This window comes from Bacillus sp. EB600, from assembly GCF_024494385.1.
In the GTDB taxonomy this organism is placed as follows: Bacteria; Bacillota; Bacilli; order Bacillales; family Cytobacillaceae; genus JAEVLT01.
This window is the reverse complement of sequence record NZ_JAEVLT010000011.1, coordinates 19622-45381: the sequence shown is the minus strand read 5'-3', so window position 1 is coordinate 45381 and position 25760 is coordinate 19622. Positions and strand designations below refer to the sequence as shown.

24 protein-coding genes and 4 tRNA genes are annotated in these 25760 nt (G+C 39.2%); 1 reads left to right on the top strand and 27 read right to left on the bottom strand.

Annotated elements, in window-relative coordinates; translation table 11 throughout:
• Positions 1-113: 113 nt before the first annotated feature.
• From JN080_RS13490 to JN080_RS13375, 24 genes are all read right to left on the bottom strand, one after another.
• On the bottom strand, positions 114-272 hold the full coding sequence (locus JN080_RS13490; protein WP_256236536.1) for a hypothetical protein: 159 nt from the start codon (positions 270-272) through the stop codon (positions 114-116).
• Entirely contained in the window at positions 253-657 is a 405-nt protein-coding gene (locus JN080_RS13485) for a sugar-binding domain-containing protein (protein WP_256236535.1), read from the bottom strand. The genes JN080_RS13490 and JN080_RS13485 overlap by 20 nt, the downstream gene beginning before the upstream one ends.
• A gap of 202 nt (positions 658-859) precedes the next feature.
• Positions 860-1654: an MBL fold metallo-hydrolase gene (locus JN080_RS13480; protein ID WP_256236534.1), complete on the bottom strand. Its 795-nt coding sequence runs from the start codon at positions 1652-1654 to the stop codon at positions 860-862.
• A 5-nt stretch (positions 1655-1659) separates the two neighbouring features.
• The gene (locus JN080_RS13475; RefSeq protein ID WP_256236533.1) at positions 1660-2454 is read right to left on the bottom strand and encodes a two-component system regulatory protein YycI; all 795 of its coding nucleotides are present in this window, start codon (positions 2452-2454) and stop codon (positions 1660-1662) included.
• Complete coding sequence (locus JN080_RS13470; protein ID WP_256236532.1) at positions 2441-3760, bottom strand: YycH family regulatory protein; 1320 nt, start codon at positions 3758-3760, stop codon at positions 2441-2443. The genes JN080_RS13475 and JN080_RS13470 overlap by 14 nt, the downstream gene beginning before the upstream one ends.
• Entirely contained in the window at positions 3757-5580 is a 1824-nt protein-coding gene (gene walK / locus JN080_RS13465) for a cell wall metabolism sensor histidine kinase WalK (RefSeq protein WP_256236531.1), read from the bottom strand. The genes JN080_RS13470 and walK overlap by 4 nt, the downstream gene beginning before the upstream one ends.
• Positions 5581-5586: 6 nt before the next feature.
• Positions 5587-6297, bottom strand: a complete 711-nt coding sequence (gene yycF, locus JN080_RS13460; RefSeq protein WP_256236530.1) for a response regulator YycF — start codon at positions 6295-6297, stop codon at positions 5587-5589.
• 334 nt (positions 6298-6631) lie between these two features.
• On the bottom strand, positions 6632-8101 hold the full coding sequence (locus JN080_RS13455) for a peptidoglycan DD-metalloendopeptidase family protein (protein ID WP_256236529.1): 1470 nt from the start codon (positions 8099-8101) through the stop codon (positions 6632-6634).
• 378 nt (positions 8102-8479) lie between these two features.
• A tRNA-Phe gene (locus tag JN080_RS13450) sits at positions 8480-8552 on the bottom strand.
• 150 nt (positions 8553-8702) lie between these two features.
• A tRNA-Asp gene (locus JN080_RS13445) sits at positions 8703-8779 on the bottom strand.
• A 78-nt stretch (positions 8780-8857) separates the two neighbouring features.
• Positions 8858-8929: transfer RNA gene (locus JN080_RS13440), tRNA-Glu, on the bottom strand.
• Positions 8930-8950: 21 nt separating this feature from the next.
• Positions 8951-9023: transfer RNA gene (locus JN080_RS13435), tRNA-Lys, on the bottom strand.
• 531 nt (positions 9024-9554) lie between these two features.
• Positions 9555-10844 (bottom strand): adenylosuccinate synthase, encoded by a 1290-nt coding sequence (locus JN080_RS13430; protein ID WP_256236528.1) that lies wholly within the window; start codon positions 10842-10844, stop codon positions 9555-9557.
• Positions 10845-11138: 294 nt separating this feature from the next.
• Positions 11139-12506, bottom strand: coding sequence for a replicative DNA helicase (gene dnaB, locus JN080_RS13425; RefSeq protein ID WP_256236527.1), 1368 nt, complete (start codon positions 12504-12506; stop codon positions 11139-11141).
• Positions 12507-12751: 245 nt separating this feature from the next.
• Positions 12752-13201 (bottom strand): 50S ribosomal protein L9, encoded by a 450-nt coding sequence (gene rplI / locus JN080_RS13420; protein ID WP_256236526.1) that lies wholly within the window; start codon positions 13199-13201, stop codon positions 12752-12754.
• Positions 13198-15171: a DHH family phosphoesterase gene (locus JN080_RS13415; RefSeq protein WP_256236525.1), complete on the bottom strand. Its 1974-nt coding sequence runs from the start codon at positions 15169-15171 to the stop codon at positions 13198-13200. The genes rplI and JN080_RS13415 overlap by 4 nt, the downstream gene beginning before the upstream one ends.
• A 24-nt stretch (positions 15172-15195) precedes the next feature.
• Complete coding sequence (locus JN080_RS13410; RefSeq protein WP_256236524.1) at positions 15196-16140, bottom strand: YybS family protein; 945 nt, start codon at positions 16138-16140, stop codon at positions 15196-15198.
• A gap of 128 nt (positions 16141-16268) precedes the next feature.
• The gene (gene rpsR / locus JN080_RS13405) at positions 16269-16505 is read right to left on the bottom strand and encodes a 30S ribosomal protein S18 (RefSeq protein WP_256236620.1); all 237 of its coding nucleotides are present in this window, start codon (positions 16503-16505) and stop codon (positions 16269-16271) included.
• Positions 16506-16547: 42 nt separating this feature from the next.
• Positions 16548-17060, bottom strand: coding sequence for a single-stranded DNA-binding protein (ssb, locus tag JN080_RS13400; RefSeq protein ID WP_256236523.1), 513 nt, complete (start codon positions 17058-17060; stop codon positions 16548-16550).
• 74 nt (positions 17061-17134) lie between these two features.
• The gene (rpsF, locus tag JN080_RS13395) at positions 17135-17422 is read right to left on the bottom strand and encodes a 30S ribosomal protein S6 (protein WP_256236522.1); all 288 of its coding nucleotides are present in this window, start codon (positions 17420-17422) and stop codon (positions 17135-17137) included.
• Between the two features lie 222 nt (positions 17423-17644).
• The gene (gene ychF, locus JN080_RS13390) at positions 17645-18745 is read right to left on the bottom strand and encodes a redox-regulated ATPase YchF (RefSeq protein ID WP_256236521.1); all 1101 of its coding nucleotides are present in this window, start codon (positions 18743-18745) and stop codon (positions 17645-17647) included.
• 138 nt (positions 18746-18883) lie between these two features.
• Positions 18884-20893 (bottom strand): molybdopterin-dependent oxidoreductase, encoded by a 2010-nt coding sequence (locus JN080_RS13385; RefSeq protein ID WP_256236520.1) that lies wholly within the window; start codon positions 20891-20893, stop codon positions 18884-18886.
• A gap of 248 nt (positions 20894-21141) precedes the next feature.
• Positions 21142-21339 carry a DUF951 domain-containing protein gene (locus JN080_RS13380; protein ID WP_256236519.1) on the bottom strand — a complete coding sequence of 66 codons (198 nt, stop codon included), beginning with the start codon at positions 21337-21339 and terminating at the stop codon, positions 21142-21144.
• 14 nt (positions 21340-21353) lie between these two features.
• Positions 21354-22241, bottom strand: a complete 888-nt coding sequence (locus JN080_RS13375; RefSeq protein WP_256236518.1) for a mechanosensitive ion channel family protein — start codon at positions 22239-22241, stop codon at positions 21354-21356.
• Positions 22242-22380: 139 nt separating this feature from the next.
• Here JN080_RS13375 and yyaC point away from each other — a divergent pair, with 139 nt between their 5' ends.
• Complete coding sequence (gene yyaC, locus JN080_RS13370) at positions 22381-22998, top strand: spore protease YyaC (RefSeq protein WP_256236517.1); 618 nt, start codon at positions 22381-22383, stop codon at positions 22996-22998.
• A gap of 176 nt (positions 22999-23174) precedes the next feature.
• Here the strand turns inward: yyaC and JN080_RS13365 are convergent, their stop codons facing one another.
• The 3 genes from JN080_RS13365 to JN080_RS13355 all read right to left on the bottom strand — a co-directional run bounded on the left by JN080_RS13365 (position 23175) and on the right by JN080_RS13355 (position 25642).
• Positions 23175-23888, bottom strand: coding sequence for a DUF554 domain-containing protein (locus JN080_RS13365; RefSeq protein WP_256236516.1), 714 nt, complete (start codon positions 23886-23888; stop codon positions 23175-23177).
• Positions 23889-24033: 145 nt separating this feature from the next.
• Positions 24034-24888: a ParB/RepB/Spo0J family partition protein gene (locus tag JN080_RS13360; protein WP_256236515.1), complete on the bottom strand. Its 855-nt coding sequence runs from the start codon at positions 24886-24888 to the stop codon at positions 24034-24036.
• Positions 24881-25642: a ParA family protein gene (locus JN080_RS13355; RefSeq protein WP_256236514.1), complete on the bottom strand. Its 762-nt coding sequence runs from the start codon at positions 25640-25642 to the stop codon at positions 24881-24883. The genes JN080_RS13360 and JN080_RS13355 overlap by 8 nt, the downstream gene beginning before the upstream one ends.
• Between the last annotated feature and the right edge of the window lie 118 nt (positions 25643-25760).

Here is a 25760-nt window from a genome sequence, read left to right as displayed (position 1 = left end):
TGCTATGTATAGATTGGCTTTATTAAAACATTTATACTCTTATCATTAAAGATTTAGATTCAACAGCCACTCTTAATGTCCTTTTAACAGATTCAAAAAAAAGCAGGGGGTCGCTAATGAACCTTCCAATTCATAACACGGTTGATTACCTTCGTTCCATCTGCCTTTTGTGCTGCAGCAATCACCACATTTTCAGTTGCTTTAAGTTCTACATTATCCCAAACAAATACACCCGGCTGCTGTAATCTGCCTTTACGGTACTGCCTTGCCATTAACAAATACTTCAGCTTCCTTATTTGCAGCAGCAAACTGTAAATATAAAGTCTTTCCCTTAGCGGTTTTAGGAATCTGTAATTCTATTCTGTACCAGCCATCGCCCTTAACGTAGTTATTTCCTCCGTCGGTTCCATCCTTTACATTCCACGTGTGAGGAAGACTAATCCGCTTCCAGCTGCTATCATTAAAATTAACTATACTATGATCTTTTGTGCCTTGGGGACCCTGATGAAATTTCCAATGATCATTAATGCTTGTTATCAGTCTTCCTGGATTACCGGCTGGTTTCTCATCAGCTAAGTCAGCACTTGTGTATGGTGCTAGAAAGAGCATAAAAACAAGCGGTAACAGCAAAATCTTTATTAAATGCTGCAAGAACACGTATGTATTCTCCTTCTCCTTTTTTTGGATTATTTTACTTATAGACATAAGCACGCACCCGAATTGTCTACAATTAATGTTGATTATAAGACATAAAATAATACCAAAAATAAGAGACTTTCATAGCGAAAAAAAGAGCAGGGGTGTTTATTTATATAGGCACCCTTACTCTTTGTATTTCCGATATTCATTTCTTATAAACCTAAACTGCCGTTAAAATGGTCGGTATTTTAGGGTCCGTGTCATAGATATCAAACTGCTCGCCAACGATTAAACCTCTTCCAGCAAGTGTCTGGGTCACTGCCATTCTCGCCAGTTCCTTCATATTATTATCAAGGCTTAGATGGGCGAGGTACACGCTTTTTGTATGATCGCCAATGACATCACTCATCGCAATGGCTGCATCCTCATTAGAAACATGTCCAACATCACTTAGAATTCTTCGCTTAATATTCCATGGGTAACGCCCCATGCGCAGCATCTGAACATCATGGTTTGATTCAAACACATACGCTTCCGCATTTGAAATGATTCCCTTTACTCGATCACTTACATAACCGGTATCTGTGATGAGAACAATCTTTTTACCTGAATTATGAAATACATAGAACATCGGCTCTGCGGCATCATGGGATACTCCAAATGATTCGATATCAGTTGATCCGAAGCTTTTTACACTTTCCATATTAAAAATAAACTTCTGCTCCGTTGGAATCTCCCCAATATGTCCGTCCATTGCATTCCATGTTTTTTCGTTTGCATAGATTGGCAGGTTATATTTGCGGGCGATTACCCCTATTCCTTTTATATGATCACTGTGCTCATGAGTAACAAAAACGCCAGACAGTTTGCTGATGTCCCGGTCGATTTGTTGAAAAAGTGCTTCCATTTGTTTGCCGCTAAATCCAGCGTCAACGAGGAAGGAATGTTGTCCATCCTCAACAAAGAAAGCATTCCCTGTACTCCCACTTGCCAATACACTAAACTGCAATGACATGTTATTCACTCCACTACCTTATTTTCATCACTCTTAAAATTAATTACTTGTCCTTCAAAAGCATTAACAAACAAATTGTCTTTATCATTTACGACGATTCGCCACGTTGGTGCTAAAACTTGTGAAGCTGCTAGCTGGACTAGAGTAGAGTACCCTAACTCAATAGTAGTGATTTCACTTTTTGGTTTAAGCAGCCCCTTTTGATGCAGGGTTTCAATAGCATTTAACGGAGGAAGAACATCCTCTTGTTTATTCATCTTTTCTATTCCAACAAGATAGGTTTGGTCATAGGAAAAAACTTGGTTTTCTTTATTAAGATTGAGCGTGACCATTCCACTTCTATTTTTATAGAATACTTTATCATCAAATTGTTGATAATACGTTATCGTATCCTTTTTATCATTCTTGCTAAAAAATTTATAATGATCACCATACAGAACATTTTCTTTTAGGAAGGAGGTGACCTTACTAGCATCAAATTTGGAGTCTAGTTGGACAGGCTTTTCTAAAGTAGCTTCAATCGTTTTTGTATCTTTAAGATAAGCCGTTTGCCCCTTTAATTTGGCTATGTCCTCCTTTGTAAAAATGTTCGGCTTAGCACTGATGTATTGGTCCTTTATCGGTGCCTTTGGAAGTTCTATATACTTAATTTCATCGGCCTTCAGCTTGTCCTCAAAGGTTGCTTCCGTTATAAATTCAAATTTATTGGCATCTCGAATCTTCATGAACTGATAAAAGAGGTAAACATCTAAAATCAGGAAGGTTAAAATAAAGATTGTTTTAATTTTACTCCAATCCATTATTCATTCCCCCCAGTTCCATCATCGAAATCTGCTTCCATTTGTTATCATATTGATAAAACCATACAGGTTTTAGGATGATAAGTTTAGATTCCTTTGAATCTCTTCCCATTTCGTAACCTAATACGATGTTTTGAAGCAGCTCGGGCTTAAAGTTTTTCTGACTTTGAATAAACTGCAGTACTGTATGACCCGACGGGCTTGTTATTTTTTGCATTTCGGTCTTTATTGGAAGTTCCATTGATATATTCGGGCGAATATACTTATTAATTTCATTTTTTCCAAAGGTTTCACTGATTTCCGAAAGTCCATCTTCATTAAAAACCGGGTATCCTTCTTCACTATACAAACGAAATGTAACCTGATGATTATTATCATCTCTTTCGACATACCGATAAGGGTCTGTCCAGCCGCCATGTCCATTGACAAAATCAATGCTTCGTTTCATTAATCCTTTTGAATCCTCAAGATAATAACCTTTTGCAGTTGGATTTACATAAAGCAGCATATTTTTGTCATAATTAATATTCATTTTACTTGATCCATTTGTATATTCTTCGCCTTTCGTAACAATGCTTTTTTGGACGAAATTGGGATCATTGAAGAGGGCATCTTTAAACTTTTCAGAATTAAGGGTTACAGGTAAATATTTATAGACCATCATTTCAACCGGGTTCTCAGGCAAGAAGATCGTCCGCTTCTCATTAACATTATAGCTCATGTAGCTTGGGTATCGGCCTGCACCTTTATAGAAGCCCCGCTTAAAGTCGTTTAAAAAGGAAGCAGAAATATGACTACTGTATACCACTTGATTTACTGTCGAAACAAAATAAACAATTCCATTGCCTTTGTCTAGACCTTCAGCATTAATAATAATGCGGTCAAAGTTAAATGAGGGGATTTTCTTATCCGTGAATTTTAAAACATTTTGATATAATTCAATCGGGACTTCAGCTGGAAAAACAATTTCCACTTTCCCATTTCCGTGTGTCAATTCATTAAGATTTTCTGGCTTATCAGCATAGATTTTTACGTCAGTAAAGCTCCAATGCCCTAACTCTTTTATCAGTTTATCAAGCTCATCCGTTCTTGTTGTACCATAGTATTGACCTTGCTTGTGATACAACACCATATCAGGCCTGACAATTTTTTTTATTTCCTGCTTTTCACTCATCGTATCAGCAACAACATTGTTTTTTTCCATTGTTGCGTACTTAGGCTGGTAGGTCCAAAGATTCCATGTTAAAAAAACACTTAACAATACTAAAATGGTTAACATGGTAGTTTTGATTGTTTCGTATTTCATGCCCATTCATCCTCTTCAGTAGGCTCATACGGAAGAGAAAATAAAATTTCTGTTCCCTTTCCTTCTTCACTCTTTGCCCAAATGTTTCCGCCATGTGCCTGGACCATTTCTTTCGCAATCGCAAGTCCTAAGCCTGTTCCGCCTAATTTTCTTGATCTTGCCTTATCTACGCGATAAAAACGTTCAAAAATCTTTCCTACATTCTCTTTTGGAATTCCCATTCCCTGATCTCTGACACTGACAATAATTTGATCATCTTCTTGTTTAATCGAAAATGTAATTTGACCGCCTTCAGGCGAGTATTTCATTGCATTCGAAATAATGTTATCAAGAACCTGTGTTAATTTATCTTCATCAATTTCAAGAAAAATTGCCTCATCCGGAAGATTTCTTTTAAAGGTAACATGCTGCTCCTTCGTCATTTCAAATCGATCGATAATCCGATCGAAAAATTTCACAAAGTTAACCCATTCTTTTGAGAGCTTGTAATCAGGGCTATCCATTTTTGAAAGCTGGAGGAGGTCATTCACAAGGCGAATCATTCGCTCTGTTTCATTACGGGTTACTTCTAAAAAATTAGGAGCAATTTCTTCATCTTTCCACGCACCATCTTCTAAGGCCTCTAAATAACTTCTCATCGTTGTTAAAGGGGTCCTCAGTTCATGCGATACATTTGCAACAAATTCCCGTCTTTCCATATTGATCTTTTCCTGCTCAGTAATATCGTGAAGCACGGTAATTAAACCATTCACAAAACCAGTTTCCTTTTGGATAACAGAAAGATTAGCGCGTAGAATATAGGGCTTATTTTTTGTACTGTAATCCAAAATAAGCGAATCATTAACCTCTATTAATTCTTCAAAGGTAAACGTGTCACTCAATCCTAGCAAAGTGACAATTGGCTGAGTAAGAACTGTTTCACGTGAAACATCCAGCATTTCTAACGCTGGGTCATTGATTAAAATGACGCGCCCCTTCCGGTCAGTAGCAATAACTCCATCTGTCATATAGGACAAAACAGAGGAGAGCTTTCTTCTTTCCCCTTCTGTCATTGCTTGGGCTTCCTGGAGCTTCTTCGTCAAATTATTAAAGGAAATGGCCAATGTTCCAATTTCATCATAGCCGTATACTTTAACCTTTCGAGAAAAGTTTCCTTTTGTCATTGCCAAAGCTTGCTTCCTCATATCTGATATTGGCCTAGTGATTGTTTTCGCTAATAAAATACCTAATAAGGCTGTAATGGATAAGGCAATGCCCGTTCCAGTAGCAAAAATCTTATTAACTGTATTCATCTGGGCAAACACATTTTCAATTTTTGCAACAAGGTAAATAGATCCAATCACCTTTTTACCAGATTTAATTGGCGATGATAACACCCAAATTCGGTGTCCTGTTTGCGGGTCAATTAAAATATTACTTTGATCTTCCTCCAACAAGAGTGAACGTTTGATTCTTAGTCCTGTTGTTCTTTGACCAACAACTCCCTGATTGTTTGGATCCGATGTTCCCAAAATCTTTAGCGACCGGTCAATGATCCGTACTTCGGAAATATCAACAGCTGAAAAGTCGCGAAGAACTTTTTTAATATCCTCCTCAAGGGTCGGGTCCTGCGGTGTTCTTTCCTTCTCCATTTGTTCTACGGCGTTATAAGCAAGTAAATTGACCCGTTCTTTTATCGATGTCTCAAAGTTTGTCGTTAAGGTTGACTGCAGCTGTTTGACAAAGTAAACGCCAATAATTTGCATAGCAACCAAAATAAGCAATACGTAAATGATCACAAATTTAACATGTATAGATTGAAAGAAGCCAACCCTTCTCATAAGGGATTACTCCTGTTCAGGATTCCGCAAATAGTAACCAACTCCCCTTCGGGTTACGATCCAAGTTGGATGGCTGGGACTGTCCTCGATTTTTTCACGGAGTCTTCTGACTGTAACATCTACCGTTCGGACATCACCGAAGTAATCGTATCCCCAAACCGTTTGCAGTAAGTGTTCCCTTGTCATGACTTGTCCAATATGCTTGGCAAGATAATGAAGCAACTCAAATTCACGGTGAGTTAATTCAATTGTTTCACCGCGTTTTGAAACAATATATGCATCCGGATGGATCACAAGTGAACCTATTTCAATTTCATTCGATTCTTCTTCTGTAGCAGCAGGAGCTGTAAGTGATTGATGGCGCCGTAAATTGGCTTTCACCCTGGCAATTAATTCCCTTGTGCTAAAAGGCTTTGTGACGTAATCATCCGCCCCCAGTTCAAGACCCAAGACTTTATCAATTTCAGAGTCCTTTGCTGTCAGCATTATAATTGGCATATCATATTTTTTACGAACTTCACGGCAAACTTCCATTCCATCCGTTAGTGGAAGCATGATATCGAGCAAAATAATATCAGGCTGAATTTCCTCGACCATGCTAAGCGCTTCGTTTCCATCATAGGCACAATAAACTTCGAAGCCCTCTTTTTTTAAGTTAAACTGCAGAATATCTGCAATCGGTTTTTCATCATCTACGACAAGAACCTTTTTCTCCATATCCACTGCTCCTTTTCAAAAAAAATATCTATTAACCGAGCGTTTCTGTTTTTACTAAAAAATATGTCTTTAAAAATTTGATTACTTTAGCTTCGAATCACATGGCGTGCTAGTGCCGACGTTAGCACCGCCATGTGGGGGCATCACATTTAGCCAGCAAACGCACAGTGACTAGTGAATTCGACTATACAGGCTCTTTCACTTTTCTTTTCACTCTATCTAACTTTACCATGTTATAAGGTGTAATTCACCTTTTAGAAACATTTGGCGATATAATTGCCAACATTTAGAAAACCAGAAAAGCCTCTAGCAGATCTAGAGACTTGTGTTTTTACTATCTTTTTATATATGCTAACGGATCTGCAAGTGCACCATTTTTGTACACTTCAAAGTGCAGGTGAACACCTGTTGCATCGCCTGTTGCACCCATTACACCGATTGCAGTTCCCTTTGCCACGTTTTGGCCGGCCGAAACTCCAATTGAAGAAAGGTGGGCATATACTGTCCGGTACCCATTTTGGTGGTCAATCACGATTTTATTCCCATAACCGCCGTTATCCCAGCCTGCAGATACGATAACACCATTGTCAGCGGCCTTAATAGTTGAATTGCTTGGCCTTGCGATATCGATTCCCTTATGCATCTTACCCCAGCGGTACCCCATTTTACTCGAAACATAACCGCCCACAGCAGGCCAGGCAAAACTGCCTTCACCACGGGATGGAATGACTTTCGTTCCTTTGACGACAATTTGGTTAATTGGCTGGCTGATAATATCTTGTTTTGTAACTTCTTTATTAATGGTAATCCCGTTTTCCTCAGTAACATTCAAGGTGGTATTTTGAAGACCATCCTTACCCTCTTGACTAACCTTTGATTCCCCATTTGCCATTGTTGAATCTGTTGTTTCTTCTGTTTGGTATGGTATTACCTCATGCTGACTGACTTCCTTTTTAATGACAACTTTAACAAATGGCTTTGGAACGGTTATATTTAACTCTTGACCAGGTTTTAAGACAGAGTTCTCTGTTAATCCAGAGTTTAAAGTGAGTAAATCAGCTATTTTCAACTGATGTTCGCTGGCTATTGAGCCAAGCACATCGCCAGCCTTAACCACGTATTTTGTTTCTTCCAATGTTCCTCTTTGTAAAAAACTCACAGCCTGATCAAGCGGCAAGATTTGATCTGGAGCAGCTTTTGCTTCTTCAATTGTAGCATTAGTTGATAAATTGATATCAAGGATGCGTGTTTCATTTTCTCCTAGCGGAGGCAAAGCAGTTGTTGTACTTCTAGCTTCATATTCATTTAACTGATCTTCATTAACATACTGAAGTTTGAGTTTTTTGATTACATCTTGTGCGGTGCTTTTATTTCCTAAATAAACAACAGGCTTTCCATCAATCATAATAGCGGCTGCTTCCGCTTTAACCTCAATAGCGTTTTCAAGATAATTAATCGTTTTTTCATTTTCAGCTGTTGGATGAAATACTTGTTCAGGTATGTATATAATATTTGAACCAAGTTGGAGATTGATATCTTTATAGGATTGACCCATTGTTTCAATTTTTTTTGCAACTGCCTTTTCAACAGTGCTTTTTTTGGAGACTGTGCCTAGATATGTATTATTTAAATAAACATGGTACACAGTTGAAAGATTTGAATTATCTGCGAAGGCAATTGGATTAGTATGGAAAGCAAACGCTGCAATAACTACGGTTGTAATAACAGATTTTTTTATTGGGGAATTCATTAATTTTTTTCCTTTGTCCGCAAGATGGGACAATCTTTGTTTCAAAAACTTCATTACGTATCCTCCCTATATTACGGAAACAAATCTCAAAAAATAGTATTCTTTATAAAGCGTTTTATTTGGCTTTTTTACTTTACCATATTTTGATATAGAATTAGTCAATGTTTAGATAATGTAATATAAATGTATAAAAACTGACATTTTACTACATTTATTGTATATTTTCTGGGTATTATTTTAGGGAGGATTTTTTCATTTGGGTGATTTTGTGTTGTCAAACCCATATATATCAGTTTTTAAGGATAATAGATTTAGTTCTACAAAAAATGACAATTGTTGCATTCACTTGTTAAATAAAGGGCGTACTATTACATTTTTATTACGCTTGCTCAAAAAGAAAGAGAACCTGCAAATGCAAGTTCTCTTTTTAGATGGCGCGGGACGGAATCGAACCGCCGACACAAGGATTTTCAGTCCTTTGCTCTACCGACTGAGCTACCGAGCCATAATTAAAATGATTCACTAATCTTTTATTTCGTGTGTCCTTTGCTCAATAGATCTCGCGATCTTTCTCGCATGTTGCTGCAGAAGTCTAATCGATGGAGTGAGCAACATGCTCTACCGACTGAGCTACCGAGCCATATTAAAATGAAAGTGGCGGTCCGGACGGGACTCGAACCCGCGACCTCCTGCGTGACAGGCAGGCATTCTAACCAGCTGAACTACCGGACCAATAAATTTATTTTTATAATAAGGTAGTCAGCAAGATAACCGTCCTTGCCAGTCACTTACCGACCAACCTAATGCCGATGACCCCTACGAGATTCGAACTCGTGTTACCTCCGTGAAAGGGAGGTGTCTTAACCGCTTGACCAAGGGGCCATTTAAAAAAGTAAATGGTGATGTGCCATGAAGGACTTGAACCTTCGACCCTCTGATTAAAAGTCAGATGCTCTACCGACTGAGCTAATGGCACATAATATAAGTGGAACAGATTGGTTCTTGTACCAATTTCGTCTTGTCCTTGACGACGTTTTTAATATTACCATAAGTATCTAATAGTGTGCAATACCTTTTTTAAAACTTTTTATAAAATTATAAAATTAATTAACTCACCGTTTGTAATTGATACTCTAATTATACAGAAAAAAAGGTATAATTCCCTCAATAATAGGGTATTATACCTTTTTTTCATGAACTATGTTAAAGCTCCAATTAATGATTTTACCACCCTGTTGATTGGAGCGGAAGGCGCGAAGACTCCTCGGAAATGCTAACGCATTTCCTTCGTGCGTGGGCGGATTCAAGGATGTAATCCAATGTCCTGCGGGAATACGGGGCAGGGGAGACCCCACAGGCGCGATAGCGCCGAGGAGGCTCCCCGGACCGCCCGCGGAAAGCGAAGCGCCTGGAGCGCAAATCAACAGACAAGGTTAAAAGAACCCTTACATTTAAGAAGACTTTTTCAGTGCCCTCCAAAAAGGAGGGCATTGGTTTTCCGAAATCCTTAGAGTCTCCAAGGGTTGCTTACAATATTGGTTTGTTCGCGAGCAGGTCCGACAGAGAAGGTTGACAATGGGATCCCAGTTAGTTGGGAGACACGTTCAACATAATGGCGGGCATTTTCAGGTAGCTCATCTAATGACTTGCAGCCAGTGATGTCCTCCGTCCAGCCTGGAAGTTCCTCGTAAACAGGTTCACATTGTTTTAGAATATTCAAATTCGCAGGGTATTCATCAATTAAATCCCCATTATAGCGATAAGCTGTACAAATTTTCACTGTTTCCAACCCAGTTAGAACGTCAATTGAGTTGAGAGATAGATCAGTAATTCCACTAACACGGCGGGCATGGCGGACAACCACACTGTCATACCAGCCTATCCGGCGAGGACGGCCTGTTGTGGTACCATACTCATGGCCAACTTCACGGATCTGATCTCCAATTTCATTTAATAATTCCGTTGGGAATGGTCCGTCACCCACACGTGATGTATACGCCTTACAAACACCAACAACATGATTTATTTTAGATGGTCCAACGCCTGAACCAATTGTTACCCCGCCAGCAACAGGGTTAGAAGAGGTGACAAATGGATATGTACCTTGGTCAATATCAAGCATAACACCTTGTGCACCTTCAAAAAGAACACGGCGGCCTTCATCCAATGCGTTGTTGAGCACAACAGAAGTATCGCAAACATATTGCTTAACCTGCTGCCCATATTCATAATATTCGTCTAAAATTTCTTCCTTTGTAAAGCCGGTTGTTTCATAAATCCTTTCAAACAAGCGGTTCTTTTCTTTTATGTTTTGGTCAAGCTTTTCCTCAAAAATTTCACGGTCAAGTAAGTCGGCAATCCGGATCCCCATGCGGGCTGCTTTATCCATATAAGCAGGACCAATTCCTTTTTTGGTTGTACCAATTTTATTGGCACCTTTATTAGCTTCTTCGACCTCGTCTAACTTTATATGATAAGGCAGGATAACGTGTGCACGATTGCTGATGCGAAGATTTTCTGTTGATACTCCTCTTTTATGGAGACCTGCTAATTCCTCAACAAGTGACTTAGGGTTAACAACCATTCCATTGCCAATGACACAAATCTTTTCTTTATTAAAAATCCCAGATGGGATCAAATGCAATTTATACGTTTCACCATTAAAAACTATTGTATGACCTGCATTGTCTCCACCTTGATAGCGGGCAACAACTTCTGCATTTTCCGAAAGAAAGTCGGTAATTTTTCCTTTTCCTTCATCTCCCCATTGTGTACCAACAACTACTACAGATGACATTTAGAGCACCTCCGAATTTATTAAAACACATCTCAATATCAATTTTTAACCCAGAATCAGTTTACCAATTTTACTGTAGTAAAGTCAATAAAACACGAACAATTTATATTAAGCTATTAAATTATGTTCGTAAAATAGAATATAGTAATATAGCAAAAAGGATTAACCATCTATCTGGCTAACCCTCTAATTAATAACTTTGAACTTAGATAACTGTCTAGCTCCATCGCCAAGCGACTAGTGTACTTCGCCCACTTCCCTACGATAAGTCAACATCGATTCGCTTCCGCTTTTCTATGCGCCTGGAGGCATAGCTGAGTCATCAAAACGTCTTTCTAGGTTTACAAATTTATTATATTCCTTTATAAAAGCAAGCGAGACCGTTCCAGTCGGACCATTACGCTGTTTGGCGATAATTATTTCGATGATATTTTTGTTTTCTGATTCTTTATCATAGTAATCATCCCGATAGAGGAAGGCAACAATATCGGCATCCTGCTCAATACTACCTGATTCACGAATATCGGACATCATTGGCCGCTTATCCTGCCGCTGCTCGACACCACGGGAAAGCTGGGAAAGGGCAATAACAGGCACTTCCAATTCACGAGCTAAGGCTTTTAATGAACGGGAAATTTCTGAAACCTCCTGCTGACGGTTCTCACCGGACCGGCCACTGCCTTGGACCAGCTGCAAATAATCAATTAAGATCATTCCTAACCCGCCTTGCTCTTGCTTTAAACGCCGGCTTTTGGCACGGATTTCACTTACCCTGATTCCAGGAGTATCGTCAATAAAAATCCCCGCATTTGAAAGACTTCCCATGGCCATTGTCAGCTTGCCCCAATCTTCATCTGTCAGCGAGCCCGTCCGGAGTCTTTGGGCATCGATGTTTCCTTCCGCACACAGCATCCGCATCACTAATTGTTCCGCACCCATTTCAAGACTGAAAATCGCGACATTTTCACCTGTCTTTGTCGCAACATTTTGGGAAATATTCAACGCAAAGGCTGTTTTACCAACAGAAGGACGGGCACCAACAATAATTAAATCATTGCGCTGGAATCCTGCTGTGATTTTATCGAGCTCGGTAAATCCAGTCGCAATCCCGGTAATATCACCGACACGGGTATGCATTAATTCAATATTGTCATAAGTCCGGACAAGTACATCTTTAATATTATGGAAGGCACCCGCATTTTTTCGCGATGCTACTTCCATAATGTTTTTCTCTGCTTCGCTTAACAATGTTTCTACTTCATCCTCACGGGTATAGCCATCTTGGGCTATGCTCGTTGCCGTTCGAATTAAACGGCGCAGTAATGATTTTTCTTCTACGATTCTAGCATAATATTCAATATTTGCAGCTGTAGGAACAGAGGCAGCAAGCTCACTTAAATAACTGACACCGCCAGTATCCTCCAGCAGCTTGGTAGCTGCCAGCTCTTCGGTAACAGTAATTAAGTCAACGGCTTTGCCCTCATCGTTTAATTTTAGCATGACATTAAATATTTTTTGATGGGCAGCACGGTAAAAGTCTTCGGGAATTAAAATTTCGGAAGCCAATGTCAAGGAAGATGGTTCAAGAAAGATGGCACCTAAAACGGCCTGTTCTGCTTCAATATTTTGTGGGGGAATCCGATCTGCAAATAAATCACTCATATAGTAGTAACCTCCTATTCTAAGAGGAATCATTTATAATCAAATAAATAAAGGCGGTGTGAGCGAAGCTAATCCAAACAAGTGGTTTGAACAAAGCTTTTATACACTGTACTCTACGATCAGCTGTATACCTAGTGCGCGCTCCGCCACTTTTCCTTGGAAAAGAGAAAAAGTGACCAGTTAGTACCGATCACATTTTACCTTTTCTATTCTATCACGTTTATTGTTAAAGTGAACGACAAAAATTAGTTTCCTTCTTTGACATGAACATCCAAAACGGCTGTAACTTCATGGTAAAGCTTAACAGGTACTTTTGTATGGCCAAGAGTGCGAATTGCATCCTCCAAGTCCATTTTTCGTTTATCAACTTTAATCCCATGTTTTTTCTGAAGTTCCTCTGATATTTGCTTCGTAGTAATCGATCCAAATAAGCGTCCGCCCTCACCGGCTTTTGCCGTCAACTCCACAGTTACCTTTTCCAATGCTTCTTTTAATCTTTTTGCTTCAGCCAACTCTTCAGCTGCTGCTTTTTCTTCTTTTTTCTGCTGGGCGGAGAGGACACTTATACTTGATTGATTTGCCTCAACTGCCAAACCTTGCTTAATTAAAAAGTTATGAGCATAGCCATCAGCAACATTTTTAACTTCACCTTTTTTGCCTTTACCTTTAACATCCTTTAAAAAAATTACTTTCATTCTTTTTTTCCTCCTTCAATGTATTCGTCAATTGACTGCTTCAGCTGTGCTTCGGCCTCTTCAATAGTTACACCGGAAAGCTGGGTTGCCGCATTCGTAAGATGGCCTCCACCCTTAAGGTGTTCCATAATGACCTGGACATTTACATCCCCAAGTGATCTTGCACTAATTCCAATCTGGTCCTCGCTTCGCTTGGAGATGACGAAAGAAGCAATGACACCATCTAAAGTCAGCAATGTATCTGCAGCTTGGGCAATTAAAACCTGATCATGAAACTGTTGATCATTACCATGAGCAATGGCAATTCCCTCTTTATAAAATTCTACGGTCTCAATTAACTTGGACCTTTTCAGATACGACTCTATGTCTTCACGCAGGAACTTTTGAACGAGAACAGTATCAGCACCTTGAGCTCTTAAGTATGACGCCGCGTCAAAGGTCCGTGAGCCTGTCCGTAACGTAAAGCTCTTTGTATCAACAATGATACCCGCTAATAGAGCAGTAGCTTCAAGCATATCGATTTTTCCACGTTTTGGTTGGTATTCCAACAACTCTGTAACAAGCTCTGAAGTAGATGAAGCATATGGCTCCATATAAACCAATAGAGGGTTTTTGATAAAATCCTCGCCGCGGCGGTGATGGTCAATTACCACAACCTTGTCGATGCTATTTAAGAGTCGTTCTTCAATAACTAGACCTGATATATGCGTATCAACAACCACAAGTAAAGTTTTATCGGTAGCAATTTCTAATGCTTCCTCAGGTCCAATAAAGTACGAAAGTAACTGTTCATTTTGGCGAATTTCCCTTACAAGCCGTTGTACACCTTTATCAATTTCTTGAAAGTTTACAACAATATAGGCATCCTTTTGATTCATCTGGGCCACCTTGTAGATTCCAATTGAAGCCCCAATCGCATCCATATCAGGATTTTTATGCCCCATTATAATGACTTTATCACTCTCATTAATTAATTCCTTTAAAGCATGAGAGATGACCCTTGCCCTTACTCTCGTTCGTTTCTCAATCGGGTTGGTCTTACCTCCATAAAACTTCACCTTGCCATCCGCCTGCTTAATGACAACCTGGTCACCGCCCCGGCCCAATGCTAAATCAAGACTTGATTGGGCAAGTGTTCCTAATTCAGGCAAAGAGGAGACGCCAGTCCCAACACCAATACTTAACGTAAAAGAAACATTTTGTTTGGATGTCATTTCCCTGACATCGTCAAGAATGGAGAACTTACTCTTTTCAAGAGCCTGCAGGATTCCCTCATTAAAAACAGCAATAAAACGTTCGGACGATACCCTTTTAAAAAATATACCATTTTCTTGTGCCCATTTATTTAAAATGGAAATCACAAGACTATTCAGATTGCTGCGCATTTGATCATCCATGCCTTGTGTTAGTTCATCATAGTTGTCTAAAAAGATGACTGCAATGGTTGTTCGTTCATTCAGGTACATTTTTTCTATTTCGGCCTGCTCCGTTATATCAAAAAAGTAGAGAAGCCGCTCATCCCGTTTTAAAATGACACGGAATTTTCGATCGTGGAGCTTAATAATCTCTGTTTCAACTTCCTGTTTAATTAAAGGGATAAGTGATTCTGCCACATCGTAGAGAGACCTGCCACCAAGTGTATCCTCATCAAAACACGATGCTAGAAAAGGATTGGTCCATTCGATTACATACTCATTATTTATAAGCATGATCCCAATGGGCATCTCAAGCAGGGCTTCTTCACCAACTCGTTTAATTCGGTATGACAGGGTAGCAATGTAATCTTCTAATTCCTTTCTCTGCCGTTTATCAATTAAAAACATATAGTAGATCGGCAAAATGATTGCAACCAGCCCGGCTAAACTTAATATCCAATTATACAAAAACAAGACAATAAGAAGCACTACTGTAATGCCTGTTAACCCGTAAAAGGGATACCGAATTGACCGCTTTTCTATAAATGTAGGCATTGTTTCAGCTCCTAAAAATTGTTGTTACTGTTTTTTTTCACCACGTCTTCGTAATCCAAAGCCTAAATCAATTATACCTAATATCCCTATAATATAAAGAAGAATTGGCATGATAAACGCCATAACTGTAATGATAATCGGCAGGGACTTGGCTGCCCCTCTTTGATGAAAGTAATAAAAGACGAAGGTTAAACCTTGAAACAACATAAACATTTGCAGAATATAATTAAGATTGGTTAACGCTGCATTCCAATAGGTACCTGCTTGCGGATGAATTAGCATCCCTAAGATCATTGCAGCCAGATAGTACCATAAAAGGCTTCTTGGCAGACTGATCTCTCTAAACGGCTTCCAGTTTCCAATCTGGATACCGAACCTTTTTAAAATAGGGACGGAAAGTAACTGAATGATGAAAACAGAGACAAATGACCACATGACAAACAAACTCGGAACTAGAGTCTTAATTAAATCTAAAGCTTGTTCAAATTGTTTTAGAGCCTTCTGGCTTTCCTTCTGCTGGCCAAATCCCTTTAGAATGTCCGATGACATGGATAGGGAGTCACGCATAGTTTTAATCAGTTCATCTATAAAATTAAAATGGAATAAAGCTGCACTAACGACATATTGGATTACAAGGCTCAATAGGAAGATAATGGAACCAGCAATTAAAATAGCCGTTCTGCTTCTGTTTTTTTGGATTAAGTATCCCATTATTACCCCGGTGAGTCCATATGTAAGTGTAAGTGGTAAAGCGATGATTGTACCGGCAATAAACGAAATCAATAGGGAAGCGATCGTAAAAACAAGGATACTTTTCAAATCATTTTTTGCAGCGAATAAGATAAACGGCAGAGGCAATACAAAGTTTACAATCACACCGATTACTGGAGCATAGATCGTAATTAATAATAAAACAGTAAAAGCAGCTAAAAGGATAGCTCCCTCAGTTAACTTACGTACGTTATTCAATTTTTCACCCCTATATCATTAAACCCTTATCCCTATATTGTAGCTAGTTAGTCTCTTTGATTCAACTAAAAAAGAAAAAGGCAGCAGGGAATCTCCCTAACTGCCTTTTGTTTTTTAAAAAATATTACTTATTCACCTGCAACGAATGGTAATAATGCCATCTGACGTGCACGTTTAATCGCAACTGTTAATTTGCGTTGGTACTTTGCGTTTGTACCCGTTACACGACGAGGTAAAATTTTTCCACGTTCAGAAATGAATTTTTTTAGTAAATCAACATCTTTATAGTCGATGTGTGTGATTCCGTTTGCTGTGAAATAGCACACTTTGCGGCGTTTTGCACGTCCGCCTTTACGTCCTCCCATAGCCATTGGTATTCCCTCCTTCATTATTGGATAAAGGTTTTATTAGAATGGAAGATCATCATCAGAAATATCAATTTGACCGCTTCCTGCAAACGGGTCATCATCCATTCGAGTAAAACCTTGATTATTATTGTTTTGCCGTTGATTCTGATTATTATTATTGCCTCCATAAGGAGCATTTTGTTCCCTTGGTGCATTAAAATGATCATTGTCGCCTCTACCGGCACCGGCAGCATTTTTAGGTTCTAAAAACTGAACACTTTCAGCCAAAACTTCTGTCACATAAACGCGCTTTCCGTCTTGTCCTTCGTAGTTGCGGGTTTGGATTCGGCCATCAACACCTGCTAAACTTCCCTTTTTCAAAAAGTTAGCTACGTTTTCAGCTGGACGTCGCCAAACAACACAGTTAATAAAATCTGTTTCCCGTTCACCCTGCTGATTCGTAAAGGTACGATTCACAGCTAAAGTAAAGGTCGCAACCGGAACACCATTTGGCGTATAACGCAAGTCAGGGTCTTTGGTCAACCTGCCAACAAGTACGACGCGATTCATCATCAGAATCAACTCCTTTTCTTCAAGTAAATGTTCCATGTGAAACATTTACTTTCCGGAAAAATTTATATCAAATCTTATTTTTCATCTTTAATTACGATGTAGCGAATGATATCTTCGCTGATCTTTGCTAAACGGGTGAATTCCTCAACCGCAGCAGAAGTAGCTGTTACATTTGCGATCTGGTAGTAACCATCACGGAAATCATTGATTTCATATGCAAGACGGCGTTTACCCCAGTCTTTAGCTTCTACAGACTCCGCACCGTTATCTTTAAGAATTGTGTTAAAACGCTCAACAAGAGTTTTTTTCGCTTCATCTTCAATATTCGGGCGGATGATGTACATAATTTCGTACTTTCTCATCACTGTCACCTCCTTTTGGTCTAAACGGCCCTAAATGGGCAAGGAGCAATTGTTCATTACTCACAAGTTAAAAGTATAGCATAGCTTTTCCTTAAAAGCAATACTTATTAGGTTTTAAAAGTATTTCCCGGTAAATGAAGTATGCTCCGCAGTACAATCTGCGGAGCTATAATTTTTCCACCTTTGATACAGGCCGCTAAATGGGCTCTTCCGCTTTTCTTCTTATACATTGAAACGGAAGTGCATGACATCTCCATCTTTTACTACATAATCTTTACCTTCCAGTCTTACTTTACCTGCTTCTCTGGCAGCAACCATACTTCCACCAGCCAGTAAGTCCTCATAGGAAACTGTTTCAGCACGAATAAACCCGCGTTCAAAATCAGTGTGAATAATAGCGGCACATTGTGGGGCTTTCATTCCTTTCCGGAATGTCCATGCCCGTACCTCCTGAACACCTGCAGTGAAGTAGGTAGCTAGTCCAAGCAAACTGTAGGCAGCCCGGATTAATTGGTCAAGACCTGACTCCTTAATTCCCAGCTCCTGTAAAAACATTGCTTTTTCTTCACCTTCAAGCTCGGCAATTTCCTCTTCAATTTTTGCACAAACAACAATGACCTCTGCTTGGTCAGCTGTGGCAAAGTCACGTACCTTTTGAACGTATTCATTTGCTGAAGGATCGGCTACATCATCTTCACTGACATTTGCAACATATAAAACAGGTTTGATCGTTAATAGATTTAGTCCTTTTGCAATCTTCAATTGCTCTTCAGTAAATTCCACTGCACGTGCGGGTTTTTCAGCCTCAAATCCGTCACGAAGCATCGAAAGAACTTCAAATTCAGCCACTGATTCTTTATCTTTTTGTTTAGCCAACTTTTCAACACGGGAAATTCGTTTTTCCACTGTTTCCATATCTGCCAAAATTAATTCTAAGTTAATTGTTTCGATATCAGAGATGGGATCTACCTTTCCGGCTACATGGGTGACGTTCTCATCCTCAAAGCAACGAACAACTTCACAGATGGCATCTACTTGGCGAATATGAGAAAGAAATTTATTTCCTAATCCCTCACCTTTGCTTGCACCCTTCACGATTCCCGCAATATCCGTAAATTCAAAGGTGGTAGGAACTGTTTTTTTCGGGTGTACAAGCTCTGTCAGCTTGTTTAAGCGCTCATCTGGAACCTCAACGATTCCTACATTTGGGTCAATCGTACAGAACGGATAGTTGGCAGCCTCTGCTCCTGCCTGGGTAATTGCATTGAATAATGTAGACTTACCAACATTCGGTAAACCAACAATACCAGCTGTTAAAGCCATTCCTATGTCACTCCTCTTAAAAGTTATCTATCATAAGTTTTCATTATGTTAAAAATAATAAAAAGCCTCACACAATTATAGGCATTTAAAGGGAAAAAGACAAGCTGTCATAAAGAAAGCAGCTGTATTGACAGCTGCTTATGCTTCAATTTTTTCAATAGTAACAAGACAATCATACAGTGTACTTCCAAGACCGTTATCTGATGGACGGCTTGATGTGAGGATATTGACAGGCCCGCCAAATTTGCTCCAGATTCCTTCATCAATATTGATCGTATCATGATGAATTTTGATTCCAATCCAAACCACGCCCTTTATTTCGCCGCGGTCATTCCATACTCTGACATGGTCACCATTGTGCAAGTCGAGAGATTCAGCAATATTTTTCGCAACCTCTACTTTTACAACCGGCTCATTTTTCCATAGATGATAATTTTGCGAATGATTAGACCGTAAAGGATGAATGGTCAGCAGACTGTAAGGATATTTTTTAGCCAATTCTATACTACTCCATTTTGATTCAAGAGGGAGGGATAGCTGCAGTAACCCATTTCCGCTCTTAGTTTGACCTAAACATGAAGTGAATTCATATTTTCCACTTGGAGTATCAAAATGATGGTCAGCCCAAGGCACTTTTTTAACCGGTAATTCAAGTGTGTGCAGTTCTTTCAGCCTTTCAAGACTGATCCTTTTTTCAGCCAGCTGCTCCAGACACATTTGCAGCCATTCTTCTCTGGAAAAAGCAAAATTCTTTCCAAACCCAAGCCGGCCCGCAAGCTCCGTCCAGATCCATAAGTCTGACCTTACTTCCCCAGGTGCCTCAATAAGCTTTGGGCCATAATTAACGTAATGGTGATACATCGATGAGTAATATAAATCTTCTTCTTCGAAAGCCATTGTCGTTGGCAATACATAATCGGCGATTTGCGCCGTATCGGTCATAAATTGTTCAATCACAACAAGCGTAGGGACAGAGGAAAAGGCTTTTTTAACAACTGACGAGTCCGGAACTTGGGTAAGCGGATTGCCGCAGGTAACAATAATCATTTCTATCTTTGGATCCTTTGCAGCTATTATATCCTCTGCCTGCTTCATAATCGAAAACTGTCTACTTTTTAGCTTACGTCCGGGAAGTGTTAGTGCTTCAAAAACAAAGCTCTGACCGACTTGAAGGTTCGCGTAATTGGCCCCGCCGCCGGGAATGCCGATGTTTCCGCTTACCGCGGCAACTGCATCAATGAACCTAATCGTGTTGCCGCCATTACTGTAACGCTGCATGCCGAGGCCCATATAGGTTGATGTCGGCTTATCAGCATAGACTTTAGCTAAAGAGGTCATTATCTCGATAGGAACTTCTGTCATTCGACTAATTTCCTCCAAAGAAACTTCATGCAGTAATTCTAGTAAATCAGTAAATCCATAAGTATAGTGATCTATAAAACTGTGATCCTCTAACCCCAGTCGCAGGATTTCCTTGATAATTCCCGCAGCTAGCAGTCCATCCATGCCTGGTTTTATCGAAATAAACTGATCAGCTATTTTTGCAGTACCATTAAAAAGTGGATCAATCACAAAAATTCTAGCACCGCGTTGCTTTGCTTCAAGAAGATTTTCATAAAAGTGCATATTTGTGCGGGCAACATTTCTTCCCCAAATGATAATATTTTTACTATTTACGAGATCTTCGGGGGCATGTGCATGGGCATTGCCAAAATCCCAGTGCTGGGCCTCAATGCCAGAACCCCAGCAGAGCGAACCTGTTAATTCCGTGACACCTCCATAGCAATTAAAAAAACGTTGATCCACATTCTTCAGTATTCCATTATTGGCATAGTCATGGCTATGAAGTACAGCTGTTGAACCGAATTTATTCTTAATTTCCATTAATTTAGCCGCGATTTCATCAATTGCCCGGTCCCAAGAGATTGGTTTAAATTCACCATTTACTTTTTTTAATGGCTGCAGTAACCGCTTGGAGGAATTGGCCCTCGTTTCAAGCATGCGGCCGCGGCCGCAAATTTTTCCTTTGGTGATGGGGTGGAAGGGGTCACCATCCACCTTTGTAACTTTCCCATTTTCAATGGTTACTTGAAAACCGCAGCTATCCCAGCAGTTTAATGGGCATGCTGATTGATGAGTTTCAGCCAAATTCTCCACCCCCAAAAATTTTTATTTAAAGATCAGTATAAAGTTAAACGGGCGCTTCCGCTTTTCTATTGTCTAGCTGCAGCGCCCAGCGACTAGTGTACTTCGCCCATCTCCCTACGATAAGTCAACATCGAATCGCTATCGCTCTTCGTGTTTCCTTTATCTCAGTCGGTGTGCTCCAGTCCATACGTCGCTAAACGGGCGCTTCCGCTTTTCTATTAAAAAAGAAGCATGAGACTAACCCTTTTTCAGTCTTCATGCTTTACTAAAACTTTTTTCATTTTCCGGGAAAATTCTTTTCTTGGAATTAAGACGCTATGGGAACAGCCCTCACATTTGATTCTAACATCCATTCCCATCCGAATAACTTTCCAACGATTCGTTCCACACGGATGTGCTTTTTTCATTTCCACAATATCATTGAGTGCAAACTCTTTTTCTTCCATATGCACACTCTCCTTTAAACACTCGGTTCCTTCTTCTCTACAGCATTTCTCGAGTACATGACAAGGCGAGGAAAAGGAATTTCAATTCCATTTTCGTCAAGTCTCATTTTAACCTCTTTGCGAATCATTCTTGCAATATAAAAATGCTTCATCGGCAGGGTTTCTGCTACGATTCTTAAAACAATTTCAGAAGGACCTAAGTTTTGAACTCCTAAGAGTTCGGGTACGTTAACTAAATCCTCATATTGCCCAGGAAGTTTATTAAGGAGCTCCTGAATGACACCCTCTGCCTTTTCAATATCCTCTTCATATGCGATTCCAACATCAACGACTGCAACACTGTTGTTTAAAGAAAAATTGGTTACTTGATTGATCGTTCCATTAGGCAAAATGTGAAGCTCGCCTGTCCAGTTCTTGATTTTCGTTGTTCGCAGGCCAATGGCTTCTACATCGCCTTCATATTCCCCGACACGGATATGGTCACCAACAGAAAACTGGTCTTCAAAAATGATAAAAAATCCTGACAGAATATCTTTAACCAAGCTTTGGGCACCAAAACCAATCGCCAAACCAACAATTCCCGCCCCGGCAAGCAATGCTTTCACATCAATATTCATCACGGAAAGAATCATCATAAAGACAATAAAATAAATCACATATGAAAGGACATTATCAAGCAGCTTTGCAAGAGTCTCTTCACGGCGTTCAGAAGTTCGGAATGGGGAACGGTCTCTAATTTTGAAAATATTGTGTATCGTCACTTTCCCGATCCGGATAACGATATTCGCAACAGTTAATATGATAACAATCTTGATGATTCCTGTACCAATAGCCAGCCAAGATTTTTCATTTAAAAATTCATTGACGACACTTTGCGAAATACCCATTTTTGAAACATCCATAGTTTATTCTCCCCCTGAAACCATCTATTTCAAAATCTATTTTAACAATTTTTTTTCATAGATAGAAGTTTTTAAAGAAATGTATAGATTATTTAAAATGTTCGTATACTGTTAATACTAATATTAGGGAGTGGACTAAATGAATCTAAAATCTGGTTTTTTTGACAGGAGGGCTAGTACCAGAGTATTCCACAGTGAAGAGCAGGCCGCAGACAATCTAGCTGAAGAATTGCTTTCCTTTTTTCCAGTAATGACAAGCCGCCCAATTGTTTTTGTCTGCATTGGAACTGATCGATCTACTGGTGATTCATTAGGACCACTTGTTGGTACATTACTAGAGGAAAAAAAGCTCCAATCCTTTTACTATTATGGAACACTTGATGATCCCATTCATGCCGTTAATCTCGAAGAAAAGCTCAAGGAAATTAACGAAAAGCATTTTCATCCTTTTATCATTGGCATCGATGCCTGTTTAGGTAGATTTAAAAGTGTCGGCTTTATCGAAATAGGTAATGGGCCTGTTAAACCAGGTGCAGGAGTAAATAAAGAATTACCTGCCGTTGGTCAAATCCATATCACCGGAATTGTAAATGTGAGTGGTTTTATGGAGTTCTTTGTCCTCCAAAATACACGATTAAATCTTGTCCTAAGAATGGCTAAAACAATTGCAAATGGGATTGAAAAGGCACACCTTCGTTACCCGCAGAAAATGAATTGGCTTGATTTTAAAGAAGCATCTTCTGCAAAAGAAGTATGAATTAGGAAAAGCGAAAGCGCACGTATAGGTGAAGTCACTAGTCGCTGGGTGCTGCAGCTAGAAGGTTATCAAAATTCAAAGATTTAAATGATAAATTATAACAAAAATAGGCGAGCACCCTTTATAGATATTTACATTAATTTTCTATAAAAGGTTCTTGCCTATATCTTTTTTTGTTAAAAAAATTGATGATAATAATACATAGCAGTAACAATCACCGCTGTGACCAAAATACCAGGTAAAAAATTGGCTACTTTAATTTTGATTTTCCCGGTTAAGTTTAAACCGATTGCAAAAATCATAATTCCACCAACGGATGTCATTTCCGTAATAAATTGATTCATTAATGCGTGGGGAACAAACAGATTAATCTGCGTGGCAAATGCTGCAATGATTCCTTCATATAACAGAACAGGAACAGCAGAAAAGATAACACCAATTCCAAGGGTTGTTGTTAAAATAAGGGCAGTAAATCCATCAATAATCCCTTTCGTGTATAATACAGCGTGATCACCGCGAATTCCGCTATCTAACGCCCCAATAATTGCCATTGCCCCAATCACAAAAATTAACGTTGCCGTTACAAATCCCTCAGAAATACTCCCTTTTCCAGGGGATCCAAGTTTCTTTTCCAACCAGCCTCCGAGGTCGTTCAACTTTTCCTCCAGCTGCATAAGTTCACCAATGACCGTACCAATCACCATACTTAAAATAACAATAAGAAAGTTGTCACTTTTCAAGCCCATTTGTAATCCTAAGGCCATTACAGTAAGACTAATGGCATACATTACTGTAACTTTCATTCCTTCAGGAATCCGATTAAGCAGCTTTCCTAGCAACGAACCGATGATAATTAACCCGCCATTTACAAGTGTTCCTAATAAAAACATTTACTTTCACCTATTTTTCAATTGTCAAATTATTCAATAGACCTAAACTATCATGTATAATTTAAAAGCGCAAGTCACTATCAAAACGTGGTGTCTGCATTAAGGAACAGCAAATAAGTCAAAAAAATAAACCATCTTTGATGGTTTAGAAGGATGGATCCTCATCGAGAAGTTCTAAAATTCTCTCCAAGTCTTCTTTGGAAAAAAATTCAATTTCAATTTTACCTTTGTTTTTTGATTGTTTAATATTTACTGTTGTTCCAAATCTTTCCCTTAAAGAACTTTCCCGCTCCTTCAAAAAAACATCTGCTTTCTGCTCAGTTTTTTTTGTTTCACGTGAAACATTTTCATTTAACAGCTGGACTAATTTTTCAAGTTGACGAACATTTAGATTTTCTTTGATTATTTTTTCAACGATAGCAGGTAGTTTATTTTTTTGGCGCAGTCCAAGAAGAGCACGTCCATGGCCCATTGAAATTTTCCCTGATGAAATTAGCTCTTGAATTTTTGGAGGAAGTGAGAGAAGACGAATATGATTGGCAATATGGGGACGGCTTTTTCCCAGACGTTTTGCCACTTCTTCCTGTGTTAAATTTAATTTTTCAATCAGTGTTTGATAAGCCATCGCTTCTTCAATTGGGTTTAAATCTTCCCTTTGAAGATTTTCCAATACAGCTAACTCCATCATTTGCTGTTCGGAAAGCTCGCGGACAATAGCTGGAACTTTTTCCAACTTTGCTTCCTTCGCTGCCCTAAAGCGTCTTTCGCCAACGACAATTTCATAGCCTTTGATACTTTTGCGAACAACTAAAGGCTGAAGAATTCCATGCTCAACGATTGATACTGCTAATTCGGCAATGGCCTCCTGATCAAAGATTTTTCGCGGCTGATAAGGATTAGGCCGCAAATCCTTAAGGTTAATTTCCTGAATAAGCTCTTCTTTATTAGCATCAATATTAGAAAAAAAAGCATCCAGCCCTTTTCCTAAGCCTTTAGCCATTTGAAACCACTTCCTTCGCCAATTCTACATATACTTCTGCACCACGTGACTTAGGATCGTAGGTAATAATTGGTTCACCATGACTAGGAGCTTCACTTAGCCTGACATTTCGAGGAATTATTGTTTTGTAAACTTTATCTTGGAAATATTTTTTTACTTCTTCAATTACTTGAAGGCCTAAATTTGTTCGTGCATCCAACATTGTTAACAAAACACCTTCAATTTTCAAGTCATGATTTAAATGCTTTTGAACAAGACGAACAGTATTTAACAGCTGGCTTAACCCCTCCAAAGCATAATATTCACATTGGACTGGGATGAGTACCGAATCAGATGCTGTTAAAGCGTTAATTGTTAATAATCCTAATGATGGCGGACAATCAATAACAACATAGTCAAAGCTGTTTTTTACTTCTTCAAGCGCCCTTTTTAAACGAACTTCCCTCGAGATCGTCGGTACAAGCTCAATTTCTGCACCTGCTAATTGAATGGTTGCCGGTATAGCATATAAATTTTCAATTGATGATGATTTAATGACTTCCTTTGCTTCGACATCATCTACTAAAACATCATATATACATTGATTGACTTCTGCCTTTTCAATTCCAATCCCGCTTGTTGCATTTCCCTGAGGGTCAATGTCAACTAGTAAAACCCGTTTTCCTATGTATGCTAAGCAGGCGCCTAGGTTAACAGCGGTTGTCGTTTTGCCGACACCACCTTTTTGATTCGCAATTGCAATAACCTTGCTCACGGTGTCACCTACCCTTACTTTACTAGACTAGTATCTTAACAAACTAGGAAAGAAACAGCCATGTTATTTATTTTATCATGAAACTGAATCGATGGAGTTTTTTTTCGAGAAAAATTTA